This window comes from Streptomyces sp. NPDC096040 (assembly GCF_040303265.1).
In the GTDB taxonomy this organism is placed as follows: Bacteria; Actinomycetota; Actinomycetes; order Streptomycetales; family Streptomycetaceae; genus Streptomyces.
Genome location: NZ_JBEOTA010000038.1, coordinates 26031 through 38440, shown reverse-complemented (window position 1 = coordinate 38440; position 12410 = coordinate 26031). Strand labels below are relative to the sequence as shown.

Here is a 12410-nt window from a genome sequence, read left to right as displayed (position 1 = left end):
GGCAATCGTCCTCTCACCTTCGCGTGCCACGATGATCGGGACATGCCGCGCCGGGCCCCCGACCCGACGCCGACTCCACAGAGAGGCACTGCGCCATGACCGCCGTACAGGGAACCGACGTGGACATCACCACCGAGGACGGCGTCGCCGACGCCTACCTGGCCCACCCCGCCGACGGGCTCCCCCACCCGGGCGTGCTCTTCTACCAGGACGCCTACGGCATCCGCCCGCACCTGAAGTCGATGGCGGACCGGCTCGCCGATGCGGGCTACACGGTTCTGGTCCCGAACGTCTTCTACCGCAGCGGCAGGACCCCGGTCATCGAACTGCCCGAGTTCATCGACCCGGCCGCGGACCCGACGCTCTGGCAGCGGATCGGCCCGATCATGCAGGCGCTGACGCCCGAGTTCAGCGACCGGGACTCGGCCGCCTACCTGGACTGGTTCGCCGAGAGCCCGCAGGTGACCGACGGGCCGGTGGCGATCACCGGCTACTGCATGGGCGCCCGGCTGGCCGTGCGGACCGCCGCCGTGTTCCCGGACCGGGTCGCGGCCGTGGGCGGTTTCCACGGCGGCCGGCTGGTCACCGAGGACGCGGACAGCCCGCACCTGCTGGCCGACCGGATCACGGCGGAGCTGTACTTCGGCTTCGCGGACCAGGACCACTCGATGACCGAGGAGCAGATCCGCACCTTCGAGGAGGCGCTCACCGCCGCCGGAGTCCGCAACACCTGCGAGATCTACCCGGGCGCCGCGCACGGCTACACCCAGGCCGACACCCCGGCATACTCCGCCGAGGCCGCCGAGCGCCACTGGGACGCACTGCTCGGTCTGCTGAAGCGCACCTTCTGATCGGAGCGGTACAGCGGGGCCCGTCGGCCGACGGGCCCCGATTCCGTCCGACTCATTGACATGCACTCGCCCCACCGCCACCCTGAGAGCGCTCTCAGACTGGTACGGACCAATGTCCGTACGACCCCGACCCCCACACGGAGGTGGAGAGTGCGCACAGGACTCGCACGCCGGACGCTGCCCCTGGCGGCCGCGGCGGCGCTGATCGGCGGGGTGCTCACCCTGGGCACCCCGCAGCCGGCCGGCGCGGCGGTGCCGGACACGATCCCGCTGAAGATCACCAACAACTCCGGCCGCGGCGACCAGGTGTACATCTACGACCTCGGCACCCAGCTCTCCACCGGACAGCAGGGCTGGGCCGACGCGAACGGCACCTTCCACGCCTGGCCCGCCGGCGGCACCCCGCCGACCCCCGCACCGGACGCCTCGATAACGGGCCCGGCGGCAGGGCAGTCGACGACGATCCGGATCCCGAAGTTCTCCGGCCGGATCTACTTCTCCTACGGCCAGAAGCTCGACTTCAGACTGACCACGGGCGGTCTGGTGCAGCCCGCCGTGCAGAACCCGAGCGACCCCAACCGCAACATCCTCTTCAACTGGTCCGAGTACACGCTCAACGACTCGGGTCTGTGGATCAACAGCACCCAGGTCGACATGTTCTCGGCGCCGTACGCGGTCGGGGTGCAGCGCTCCGACGGCACCGTGAGCACGACAGGGCATCTCAAGTCCGGTGGCTACAGCGGCTTCTTCAACGCCCTGCGCGGACAGTCGGGCGGCTGGGCGAACCTGGTCCAGACCCGATCCGACGGCACCGTCCTCCGCGCGCTCTCCCCGCTGTACGGGGTGGAGACCGGGGCGCTGCCCGCGAGCGTCCTGGACGACTACGTCAACCGCGTCTGGACGAAGTACACGACGACGACCCTGACCGTCACACCGTTCACGGACCAGCCGAACACCAAGTACTTCGGCCGGGTGTCGGGCAACGTCATGAACTTCACCAACTCCGCCGGGGCGGTGGTGACCAGCTTCCAGAAGCCGGACGCGGGCAGCGTCTTCGGCTGTCACAACCTGCTCGACGCGCCCAACGACCAGGTGCGCGGCCCGATCTCGCGCACCCTGTGCGCGGGCTTCAACCGGTCCACGCTGCTGACGAGTGCGAACCAGCCGGACACCAACCCGGCCGACTTCTACAAGGACGCGGTGACCAACCAGTACGCGCGTTCCGTCCACGCCCAGATGGCCGACGGCAAGGCGTACGCCTTCGCCTTCGACGACGTGGGCAACCAGGAGTCACTGGTCAACGACGGCAGTCCGCAGCAGGCGTATCTCACGCTGGACCCGCTGAGCTGACACAGTCGAGTGTCCCGCACCCGGCCTCCGGGTGCGGGACACTCGGCTTCCGGGCTCAGGAGGACGGCGTGCGCACCATGAACACGTCCACCGGATCCTCGGTCTCGACGGTGAATCCGTGCCGCTCGTACAGCCGTTGGGCCGCGCTGCCCCGCAGGACGTTCAGCCGGACCCGGACGCCGTTACGGTCGCACCGCTCCAGCAGCTCGTGCAGCACGCCCGAACCGACGCCGGCGCCCTGGACGTCCGGGGCCAGATAGAAGTGCTCCAGCCAGTGGGCGTCGGCGGTCGGCCGCAGCGCGACACAGCCGGCGAAGGCGCCGCCCACCTCGATCACCCAGGTGTGGGCCGCGTCGAACCCGTCGCGCAGCCGCTGCCGGACGCGACACGGGTCGTACCGCCCGAGCCGTTCCAGATCGTCCCGCAGCACGACGGCCCGCAGCTCGGCCACCGCTTCGACGTCAGCCGGCGACGCCGGCCGTATCTCCCAGTCCCCCATGACCGGCCAGGCTAGCCCGTGACCCGAGCCCCGACAGGCTGACCGTTTTATCCGGTTTATTCTGATGTGGTAAGGAGGCGCAGCCCCTGCGGCCCAGCCCGGTCGTCGGCAGCTCCCACCCCCACGGAAGGGGCTCACCATGCGGGTCTTCATCGTCGGCACAGGCAACATGGCGGGCGGTATCGCCACCCGGGCCCTGGCGGGTGGGCACACCGTCCGGCTGGTCGGCACCGACCCGGCAAAGGCGGCCACGCTCGCCGACGCCCTGGGCAAGCGGATGCCGGGCGCCGATGTGGCACCCGCCGTGCCGGACGCGGTGGGGGCGGCGGACGTGGTGGTGCTGGCCGTACCGTTCGACGCGGCCAAGCAGGTCGTGGTCGAGTACGGGGACCACCTGGTCGGGAAAACCGTCGTCGACATCTCCAACCCGGTGGACTTCGCCACCTTCGACACACTCACGGTGCCCGCGGACAGCTCCGGCGCCGAGCAGATCGCGGAGGCCGCCGTACCGGGCACCCGGGTGGTGAAGGCCTTCAACACCACGTTCGCGGGCTCGCTGGTCGCGGGCGAGGTCGGCGGGCTGCCGCTGGACGTGTTCATCGCGGGCGACGACCCGGCGGCCCGCGACCAGGTGGCCGAACTCGCCTCCTCCGGCGGGCTCAACCCGGTGGTCGTCGGTGGACTGCGCCACGCCCGCGAGCTGGAGGGCATCCAGTTGCTGCACATGGCCCTGCAGACGCGCCCCGAGGGGCACGGCTGGATGAGCGCGATCAAGATCGTCACACCCTGAGCCACTTCTGTGCCCGGACCGAAAACGGCCCGTGGAGAAGCTGTGCCGACTCGTGGTGCCCAGAGGTAACTGAAGTCCCGGTGAACGCCGGGGCGCACGCCCCCGGCGCGTAGTACCTTCCCCACAACAGCCGTGGCTCTGGGGGGAGTTTCACTTATGCACGGCACGACAAGCGGGTTCCACTACGGTGCGGTCACTCCGGTGGCGGCCTATCTGATGGCCTGTCTGGGCGCAGCCCTGGGGCTGCGCTGCATCGTCCGGTCGCTCTACCACAACGGGCAGTCCTGGAAGCCCGGTTGGCTCGCGCTGGGGGCGGCCTCGATCGGCTGCGGCATCTGGACGATGCACTTCATCGCGATGATCGGCTTCCATGTCCAGGAGACCACCATCCGCTACGACGTGGCCCTGACCCTGCTCAGTCTGGCGGTGGCGATCCTGGTGGTCGGCATCGGTGTCTTCGCGGTCGGCTACCGGGGCGCGACCGCCGGAACGCTCTGGACGGCGGGCGTCATCACGGGTCTCGGCGTGGCGGCCATGCACTACCTGGGCATGGCCGCGCTCCGCCTTGACGGAACGATTCACTACGACCGGCTCACGGTCGCCCTCTCGGTACTGATCGCGATCGCGGCGGCGACGGCCGCGCTCTGGGCCGCCGTGTCGGTCCGGGGCTTCACGGCGAGCCTCGGCGCCAGCCTGGTGATGGGTCTTGCGGTATCCGGCATGCACTACACCGCCATGGCGGCCGTGAGCGTCGACGTACACCCGGCGTCCGCCACCTCGTGGTCGAGCGCCTCACCGACCTCGCTGCTGCTGCCCATGCTGCTGGGCCCGGCCGTCTTCCTGCTGCTGGCCGGGGTGGTGGTGATGTTCGACCCGCTGCTGGTCCTGGGCGAAGGCGACTGGAACCGGCAGGCGGCCGGGAAGGACGACGGGGCGTCGGCGCCGCCACCAACGGCGCGCTCGCGGCCACCGGGCCCGCGCGACGGGGGCGCACCCGGGAACCGACACGGCCGTCCGGCACGCCCGGCGCCCGGCGGCGCGGCCCAGCCCGGCACGGCGACGCGCACCGCACCCGCCGGCCCGGACCGGTACGGCGCCCCGGGCCGCCCGGCGCCCGGCGGCACCGGCCGGTACGGCACCCCGACCCGCCCCGAGAACCCGTACGGCGCCCCCTCGAACCCCTACGAGTGGTGACCGCCCCGAAGGACGCCAACCCCCTCGCGTCACCCGCTCGTTGATCGTTGCTACGGTGCCCGCGTGTCTGACTCCTCACGCGAAACCGCAGAAGGCGCCGGCTGGGGCGATGCCGAGCGCGGCGCCTATCGCCAGTTGATGCCTGGCCATGTCGAGAAGCTGTTCTGGTTCAACCCCAGGACCATGTGGGCCGCCCGCAACGGGGTGCTGGCGTCCTGGTTCGGCGACCCGACCGGCCGTACCCGCAGCCGCTGGGTGGCCCAGCGGGCGGCCGCCGGAGCAGCGGCCGACAAGGTGATCCGGCGTGCTGAGGCCGAACGGTTCTCGTTCATGGTCATCGGTGACACCGGTGAGGGCGACGACTCCCAGTACGCCGTCGTGCCCGGCTTTCTGAAGGTGAGTCAGGACACCGACTTCGCGGTGATCGCGAGCGACGTGATCTATCCGGTCGGCGCCACCGACGACTACGGCACCAAGTTCTTCCGCCCCTACCAGGACTATCCGGCGCCGATATACGCGATACCCGGCAACCACGACTGGTACGAGGACCTCGGTGCGTTCATGCGGGTCTTCTGCGAGGACGCCCCGCCGCTGCCGCCCGATCCGAAACCCCGTCCCCTCTCCCGCGCCTGGTGGCGCACCCTGCTGTGGCACCGGCCGAGCCCGGCGGACGAGCAACTCCTGGCCGAGGCACGGAAGTTGCGGTCGGCGCAGGAGCAGACCGCCGTACAGCCCGGCCCCTACTGGGCCATCGACGCCGGCCCGGTGCGGATCGTCGGCATCGACACCGGTCTGCTCGGCACGGTCGACGCCGAACAGGGCGCCTGGCTGCGGGAGGTGTCGCGGGGTCCGCGCCCGAAGATCCTGGTGACCGGCTCGCCGCTGTACGTGGACGGCGCGCACCATCCATGCCCGATCGACGGCGGTGGCACCGTCGACGACATCGTCCGCGACCCGGCCCACCACTATGTGGCGGCGATCGGCGGCGACATCCACAACTACCAGCGCTACCCGGTCGACGTGGCCGGCCGCACCATCCAGTACGTGGTCGCGGGCGGCGGCGGTGCCTTCATGCACGCCACCCACACCATCCCCCGGATCTCCGTCGCGAACGTCACCGAGGACGACTTCCGCTGCTACCCGCTGCGCGGCGACTCCCTGGCCTTCTACAGCCGGCTGTACGGCCGCCGGCTGCGCATGCCCCGCTTCTTCACGCTCACCGCGGCGGAGGCCACGGCCGTGATCGCCGAACGCCTCGGCATCGAGCCCGGACGCGCCCCCGGCCCGGGCACCCGGGTCACCCGCCGCACCCGGCTGGTCGCGAGCCTGCTCGGCGCCGGCGGCCGCCCGGACCGCACCTCCCACTTCCGGCTGCCGGTGAAGAAGATCTACACCCAGCTGTTCTCCCCCGGCTCGGCCACCTACAGCCCGCCCTTCTTCAAGTGCTTCCTGCGCCTCGACGTGAGCCCGGAGGCGGTGCGGCTGCGCTGTTTCGCCGCGACCGGGAACCGTGTGCAGGAGCTGGATCCACCGGTCGAGGACGAGATCACCATCCCGCTCGTCTGATCACACTCCCGCAATGTTCGGGTGCCACAATCGGGGCAGAACTGACGTACGACCGCTGGAGGACCCGTGCCGTCCACCCCCCGCCCGCTGCGCAGACTGGGCTTCCTCACCATCGGCCTGTTCGACGGGGCGGATCCGGGCAAGGGGCACGAGTCCACGCTGGAGATCATCGAGCTGGGCGAGCGGCTGGGCTTCGACAGCGCATGGGTGCGCCACCGGCATCTCCAGTACGGCATTTCGTCCCCGGTGGCCGTCCTAGCGGCGGCCTCGCAGCGCACCAGCCGTATCGAACTGGGCACCGCGGTGATCCCGCTGGGCTGGGAGAACCCGCTACGGCTCGCCGAGGACCTGGCGACCGTCGACATCCTGTCCGGCGGCCGTCTCAACCCCGGCGTGAGCGTGGGCCCGCCCATGCACTACGAGCAGGTCAAGGAGGCCCTCTACCCGGACACGGCCGACACGGAGGACTTCAGCTACGAGCGGGTGCGGCGGCTGCTGGACTTCGTGCGGGGCAAGCCGGCCACCGACTTCAGCGGGGTCGAGGGATTCGAAGTGTTCTCCGACGTGGTCCAGCCGCACTCCCCCGGGCTCGGGCGGCGGCTCTGGTACGGCGGCGGCAGCGTCGGCTCCGCGCGCTGGGCGGGCGAGCACGGCATGAACTTCCTGACCAGCAGTGTCGTAAAGCCCGAGGGGCCGGACGGCCCCCACGACTTCGCGGAGATCCAGCTGTCGCACATCCGTGAGTTCCGCGCCCATCACCCGGACGGTGACGCGGCCCGGGTCTCGCAGGGGCTGGTCGTCATCCCCACCGACTCCGCCACGCCCGAGCAGCGCGCCAAGTACGAGGCGTACGCGGCCAAGCGGCTACCCCGCACCGCGGCCCCGCAGGGCCCTGCGCGGCTACTGTTCGCGCCGGACCTGGTGGGCACCTCGGCGCAGATCGCCGAACAACTGCACGCGCACGCCGCGTTCCGGGAGGTCGACGAGGTGGCGTTCGCGCTGCCGTTCACGTTCGAGCACGAGGACTATGTGCAGATCCTCACCGACATGGCGACCCGTCTGGGCCCGGCACTGGGCCGGCAGCCGGGCCTCTGAGTCACCAGCGGCCGGCGTCCGTGCCGGTCACCGGCTCCGACGGCCTGCCGTCCACGCCGACCGGCACCTCGCCGTGCAGCATCACCCGGTGCATGACCCGGGGGAAGCCGAGGTGGGCGTTGTCGCTGGGCGCGAGATGGATGGTGGCCCGGTTGTCCCAGAAGGCGACGCTGCCGGGCTCCCAGCGGAAGCGGACCGTGTACTCGGTGCGTACCGCCTGTTCGAGCAGCATCTCCAGGAGTGCGGCGCTCTCCGGGCGGGAGACGTCGGTGATCTGTTCGACGTAGTAGCCGTTGACGTACAGCACCCGCTCGCCGGTCTCCGGGTGGACGCGCACCAGCGGGTGCACCGAGGCGACCTGATGGTCGAGGAGATGGCGCAGATAGAAGTCGTCGCCGGGCCGGGGCTGGTAGCCGACGCCCAGGCGGTGCTCGGCGCGCAGTCCGTCGACGAAGGCGCGCACGGGTGCGGAGAGTCCGGCGTAGGCGGCGGCCAGGTTGGCCCAGGTGGTGTCGCCGCCGTACGGCGGGACGGTCTCGGCCCGCAGGATGGTCGCGGCGGGCGGGTCGATCCGGGCGCCGTGGTCGCAGTGCCAGCCGCGCAGCAGGGTGTGCCGGCGCCGCTGGAGCCACTCCTCGTGCTCCATCCCGAACCGTCCGCCAAGCTCCAGCCGGTCGGCGGTGGTCTCCACCTCCGGGAAGCCGGCGGGCGAGGCGCTGCCCCGCCTGCCCAGCACGACCGGCTCACCGAACCGCCGGGCGAAGGCGACATGCCCGGCGTGGTCCAGCCGCTGCCCGCGGAAGAAGACCACCTTCCAGCGCAGCACCGCCTCGCGGATCAGCGCGACCACGGCGTCGTCGAGGTCCGCGCCGAGGTCGACGCCGGTGATCTCGGCCCCGATGTGCCCGGCGACGGGTTTCACCTCGGCCCCCGCGACGCGCTCCGCCTGCTCCGCCGTGCCCCTGTCCGTCGTCATGCGTGCTCCGATGCTCGCCGGTACCGCTCTCTTCGAAGATCGTGACAGCCCGGCGCGCTCGGCAAAAGACGTGACCGGACGCGTCTGCCCCGCTTGATCGCCACTCCCCCCGTCCGTGAGGGTGGAGGAGGACAACGTCGAGGGAAGGTCTCATCGTGATCAGTATTCCGACGTACTCACTCAACGACGGTTCTGCGATCCCCGCCATCGGCCTGGGTACCTGGCCGATGGACGACACGCAGGCCGAGCAGGCCGTTCGCCGTGCGCTCCAGACGGGCTACCGGCTCGTGGACACGGCGGTGAACTACCGCAACGAGACCGGTGCCGGCCGGGGTGTCGCGAGCAGCGGCGTCCCCCGTGAGGAGGTGGTGGTGACGACGAAGCTACCGGGCCGGCACCACGGTCACGAGGAGACCCTCGCCTCCTTCGAGGAGTCCCGGCAGCGGCTGGGCGTGGAGTACGTGGACCTGTATCTGATCCACTGGCCCAACCCCCGGGTCGGCAAGTACGTCGACTCGTGGAAGGCGATGATCAAGCTGCGCGAGGAGGGTCTCGTCCGCTCGATCGGCGTCTCCAACTTCACCGAGGAGCACCTCACCCGGCTGGAGAAGGAGACCGGGGTGCTGCCGTCGGTGAACCAGGTGGAGCTGCATCCGCTGTTCCCGCAGGAGGAGCTGCGCGCCTTCCACGCCGAGAAGGGCATCGTCACCGAGAGCTGGAGCCCGCTCGGCCGGGGCAGCCTGCTGCTCGAGGACCCGGCCGTCGTCGGCGTGGCGGAGGCGCTCGGGGTGACGCCCGCGCAGGTGATCCTGCGCTGGCACGTCCAGCTCGGTGCCGTGGCCATCCCGAAGTCGGCGGATGCCGAGCGGCAGCGGGCGAACCTGGACGTCTTCGGGTTCCGGCTGAGTGAGGCCCAGATGGCCGCCATCTCGGACCGGCCCCACGAAAGGCTCGGCGGTGACCCGGACAGCCACGAGGAGTTCTGAGCGGCTACTCCTCCCTGCGCTCCCGGGGACGTGCCTGGGGGCGTTCGTGGGGAGTCTCCCGCTCCGCCCCGGTCGCGGTGAGGCTCCCGAGGATGTCCAGCAGCTCGGCGTCGCGGCTGCCGGGCTCGGCGTGGCAGACGACCAGGGTGAGTCCGTCGGTGCCGTCCACGGACAGTTTGTTCGAGTGCAGCTTCAGTTCGCCGACCAGTGGGTGGGTCAGATGGCTCACCCGGCCGCGCCGGGGACTTACCTCGTGCCGGGCCCTCAGGGTGCGGAACCGCTCGCTGCGCAGGGAGAGGTCACCGACCAGGTCGCGCAGCCTCGGGTCATCGGTGTCCGGTCCGGCGTACGCGCGCAGGGCGGCCACACCTCCCTCGGTGAGCCCTCCCAGTCGCCGCGCAACGCCCGCTCGGCCGGGTCGAGGAAGACGGCCCGCATCAGGTTGACGCCGGGCGTGTAGTTCGGGGACAGGGCGGTGCACAGCGCGTTGGCGGCCAGGCAGTCGGTGTAGCGGTTCTGGACATGGGCGGGGTTGCGGGTCCAGCCGTCGATCAGCTGGAGGATGCTCGCGGGCACCTGCTCGGGCTGGAGCGGAGCCCGGGTGCGCCGGGCACGCCGTACGTCGGCGGGGCGGTCCTGGGTCAGGGCGACGAGGTACGCGGTGGCGTCGGGGTCCAGGCCCAGCACCCGGGCGAGGGCTTCCAGGCTCGGCGCCTCGGCAGCAGGTCGCGCTGGCCTGGCTGCTCCAGCGCTCCCCGAACATCGCGCTGATCCCGGGCACCTCCTCGCCGGAGCACCTACGGGAGAACATCGCGGCCGCCTCCCTGGTGCTGCCCCGAGGACGCGATCACCGAACTGGACGGGATCGGGCAGCAGACCGCGGGCTGATCGGGAGCGACGGAGCCGGGTACTCGGGGCGCACCTCCGACGAAGGGAGCCGTGGTGGGTGGCGACGAGCGGCTGCGTAGGTACCGTGACAAGCGTGACTTCGGGCGGACCCGGGAGCCGGCCGGGCAGTCGGGTCCGGGCGGCGAGCGGCCCCGGTTCGTGGTGCAGATCCATGACGCGCGCCGGATGCACTTCGACTTCCGGTTGCAGGTCGACGGGGTCCTGAAGTCCTGGTCGATCCCCAAGGGCCCGTCGGCCGACCCGGGGGACAAGCGGCTGGCCGTGCCCACCGAGGACCATCCGCTGGAGTACGAGGACTTCGAGGGCGTCATCCCGAAGGGCGAGTACGGCGGCGGCACGGTGATCGTCTGGGACCACGGCTGGTACGAGCCGCTCAGTCACGACCGCAAGGGCCGGCCGGTCGGCTTCGAGGAGTCGCTGGAGCAGGGGCACGCCACGTTCCGGCTGCACGGCTCCAAGCTGCACGGCGAGTACGCCCTGACCCGCTTCCGGGGCAGCGACGGCGACGACGCCTGGCTGCTGGTGAAGAAGGGGGCCGCACGGTCGGGCGGCCACGGCACGCCCGATCCCCGCCGGGCCCGCTCGGTGACCTCCGGCCGCACCCTCGCCCAGGTCGCGGCGGACGCGGGCGAAGGGTGACGGGCGGTGCCCGGCCCGTCGGACGACGACCGGCTCCCTCCGGCCCCGCCGGGTGTGGAACTGGCCGCCCACCCCATGCTCGCCACCCTCAGTGACCGCCGTGAGTTCGGCGACGGGTGGGTCTTCGAACGGAAGCTGGACGGGGTCCGGATGCTGGTGGTGCGGGAGGGCGGCCGGACCCGGCTGTTGTCCCGCACGGGTCAGCGGCTCGACGACACCTTCCCGGAGGTCGGAGCGGCGCTCACCGCGCAGGAGTCGGGTGACTTCACCGTGGACGGGGAGATCGTGGCCTTCTCCCGCGGCCGCACCGACTTCTCCCGGCTGCAGCAGCGGCTGGGGCTGACCCGGCAGCGGGACATCGAGGCGACCGGGGTCTCGGTGACGTACTACGTCTTCGATCTGCTCCGCCTGGAGGGCCGCGACACCCGTCGACTGCCGTTGCGGGCGCGGAAGTCGCTGCTGCGGCGGGCGCTCGCCTACCGCTCGCCGCTGCGTTTCACACCCCACCGCAACGCGGGTGGTGCCGAGTTGCTCGCCGACGCGTGCGCCCGCGGCTGGGAGGGACTGATCGCCAAGCGGGCCGACGGGCCGTATGTGCCGCGGCGGTCCACCGACTGGCTGAAGCTGAAGTGCTCGCAGGAGCAGGAGTTCGTCGTCGGCGGGTTCACCGAACCGGCGCGCAGCCGTGTGGGGCTTGGCGCGCTGCTGCTCGGCTACTACGAGCAGGGGCGGCTGCGGTACGCAGGCAAGGTGGGCACCGGGTTCGACCGGCGGACCCTGCTGGCGCTGCGTGAGCGGCTCGACGAACTGGCCGTGCGGGGCTCGCCGTTCGACGGGCCGGTGCGGGCGGACCGGGTGCACTGGACAGAGCCGGAGCTCGTCGCGCAGATCGCGTTCACCGAGTGGACGAGGGACGGGATGCTGCGGCATCCGCGGTTCCTCGGGCTGCGGACGGACAAGGATCCCCGGGAGGTGGTCCGGGAGCGGGCGGCCGGATGACCGCGGGCGTTGCCCCGGTCCACCGGGATTTGCGGCGTTCCCGCCCCGGCCGGCCCACTGGGGGCCTATGTTCACGGAGGTACTCGATCTTCGGCTCAGGAGGCCCTCCGTATGCGCACCGCGCTCCGTACCGCCCTGGCCGGGGCGGTCGCCGCCGGCACTCTGCTGACCTGCGGCACCGCCTACGCCACCCCCGCCGGGCCCGGTGTGACCGGCCGGCTGATCAGCCAGACCACCGTCGGCGGCACGGACTACGTCCTGCGGGAGATCACCGTCCCGCCCGGCCAGAGCACCGGCTGGCACTTCCACGACGGCCCGGTCTACGGATACGTCCAGAAGGGCACGCTGAGCCACTTCCACTCGGACTGCGAGGGGGACGGCGTCTACCGGCAGGGCGGCACGGTGTACGAGCCAGGCGGTCCTGGCGATGTGCATCTGGGTGCCAACCTGGGCGACACCGACCTGGTCCTGGACGTGCTGTACATCCTCCCGCACGGCTCGCCGTACTCCGAGTCGGTGCCCAACCCGGGCTGCGACTTCCAGTAGACCGGCCCCG

Annotated in this window: 14 protein-coding genes and 1 pseudogene; 11 read left to right on the top strand and 4 right to left on the bottom strand. The window is 71.5% G+C overall.

Features of this window, described 5'->3' with window-relative positions; all coding sequences use genetic code 11:
* Nucleotides 1–95 precede the first annotated feature (95 nt).
* Both ABTY98_RS36200 and ABTY98_RS36195 read left to right on the top strand, forming a co-directional pair.
* Entirely contained in the window at nucleotides 96–851 is a 756-nt protein-coding gene (locus tag ABTY98_RS36200; protein WP_352225354.1) for a dienelactone hydrolase family protein, read from the top strand.
* Nucleotides 852–1001: 150 nt separating this feature from the next.
* Nucleotides 1002–2201, top strand: coding sequence for a glycoside hydrolase family 64 protein (locus tag ABTY98_RS36195; protein ID WP_352225353.1), 1200 nt, complete (start codon nucleotides 1002–1004; stop codon nucleotides 2199–2201).
* A 55-nt stretch (nucleotides 2202–2256) separates the two neighbouring features.
* Here the strand turns inward: ABTY98_RS36195 and ABTY98_RS36190 are convergent, their stop codons facing one another.
* A complete protein-coding gene (locus ABTY98_RS36190; protein ID WP_352225352.1) occupies nucleotides 2257–2700 on the bottom strand; it encodes a GNAT family N-acetyltransferase in 444 nt (147 codons plus the stop codon).
* A 139-nt stretch (nucleotides 2701–2839) separates the two neighbouring features.
* On the opposite strand from ABTY98_RS36190, the gene ABTY98_RS36185 reads away from it, so the two are divergent.
* The 4 genes from ABTY98_RS36185 to ABTY98_RS36170 all read left to right on the top strand — a co-directional run bounded on the left by ABTY98_RS36185 (nucleotide 2840) and on the right by ABTY98_RS36170 (nucleotide 7345).
* Nucleotides 2840–3490, top strand: coding sequence for an NADPH-dependent F420 reductase (locus ABTY98_RS36185; RefSeq protein ID WP_352225351.1), 651 nt, complete (start codon nucleotides 2840–2842; stop codon nucleotides 3488–3490).
* 156 nt (nucleotides 3491–3646) lie between these two features.
* On the top strand, nucleotides 3647–4684 hold the full coding sequence (locus ABTY98_RS36180) for an MHYT domain-containing protein (protein ID WP_352225350.1): 1038 nt from the start codon (nucleotides 3647–3649) through the stop codon (nucleotides 4682–4684).
* 63 nt (nucleotides 4685–4747) lie between these two features.
* The gene (locus ABTY98_RS36175) at nucleotides 4748–6250 is read left to right on the top strand and encodes a metallophosphoesterase family protein (RefSeq protein WP_352225349.1); all 1503 of its coding nucleotides are present in this window, start codon (nucleotides 4748–4750) and stop codon (nucleotides 6248–6250) included.
* Between the two features lie 66 nt (nucleotides 6251–6316).
* Nucleotides 6317–7345, top strand: coding sequence for an LLM class flavin-dependent oxidoreductase (locus tag ABTY98_RS36170; protein WP_352225348.1), 1029 nt, complete (start codon nucleotides 6317–6319; stop codon nucleotides 7343–7345).
* Between the two features lies 1 nt (nucleotide 7346).
* On the opposite strand, the gene ABTY98_RS36165 is transcribed toward ABTY98_RS36170, so the two are convergent.
* The gene (locus ABTY98_RS36165) at nucleotides 7347–8321 is read right to left on the bottom strand and encodes a TauD/TfdA dioxygenase family protein (protein ID WP_352225347.1); all 975 of its coding nucleotides are present in this window, start codon (nucleotides 8319–8321) and stop codon (nucleotides 7347–7349) included.
* A 155-nt stretch (nucleotides 8322–8476) separates the two neighbouring features.
* Here ABTY98_RS36165 and ABTY98_RS36160 point away from each other — a divergent pair, with 155 nt between their 5' ends.
* Complete coding sequence (locus tag ABTY98_RS36160; protein WP_352225346.1) at nucleotides 8477–9307, top strand: aldo/keto reductase; 831 nt, start codon at nucleotides 8477–8479, stop codon at nucleotides 9305–9307.
* A 4-nt stretch (nucleotides 9308–9311) separates the two neighbouring features.
* Here the strand turns inward: ABTY98_RS36160 and ABTY98_RS36155 are convergent, their stop codons facing one another.
* Both ABTY98_RS36155 and ABTY98_RS36150 read right to left on the bottom strand, forming a co-directional pair.
* A complete protein-coding gene (locus ABTY98_RS36155; RefSeq protein WP_352225344.1) occupies nucleotides 9312–9674 on the bottom strand; it encodes an MmyB family transcriptional regulator in 363 nt (120 codons plus the stop codon).
* Complete coding sequence (locus tag ABTY98_RS36150; RefSeq protein ID WP_352225343.1) at nucleotides 9572–9994, bottom strand: MmyB family transcriptional regulator; 423 nt, start codon at nucleotides 9992–9994, stop codon at nucleotides 9572–9574. Before ABTY98_RS36150 ends, ABTY98_RS36155 begins: the two co-directional genes overlap by 103 nt.
* 23 nt (nucleotides 9995–10017) lie before the next feature.
* On the opposite strand from ABTY98_RS36150, the pseudogene ABTY98_RS36145 reads away from it, so the two are divergent.
* The 4 genes and pseudogenes from ABTY98_RS36145 to ABTY98_RS36130 all read left to right on the top strand — a co-directional run.
* Nucleotides 10018–10195, top strand: a pseudogene (locus tag ABTY98_RS36145) (aldo/keto reductase); the annotation flags it as partial.
* A gap of 54 nt (nucleotides 10196–10249) precedes the next feature.
* Nucleotides 10250–10855, top strand: coding sequence for a DNA polymerase ligase N-terminal domain-containing protein (locus ABTY98_RS36140; protein ID WP_352225342.1), 606 nt, complete (start codon nucleotides 10250–10252; stop codon nucleotides 10853–10855).
* A 75-nt stretch (nucleotides 10856–10930) separates the two neighbouring features.
* Nucleotides 10931–11854, top strand: coding sequence for a non-homologous end-joining DNA ligase (ligD, locus tag ABTY98_RS36135; protein ID WP_352225385.1), 924 nt, complete (start codon nucleotides 10931–10933; stop codon nucleotides 11852–11854).
* Nucleotides 11855–11965: 111 nt separating this feature from the next.
* Nucleotides 11966–12400, top strand: coding sequence for a cupin domain-containing protein (locus ABTY98_RS36130; protein ID WP_352225341.1), 435 nt, complete (start codon nucleotides 11966–11968; stop codon nucleotides 12398–12400).
* Nucleotides 12401–12410: the final 10 nt, after the last annotated feature.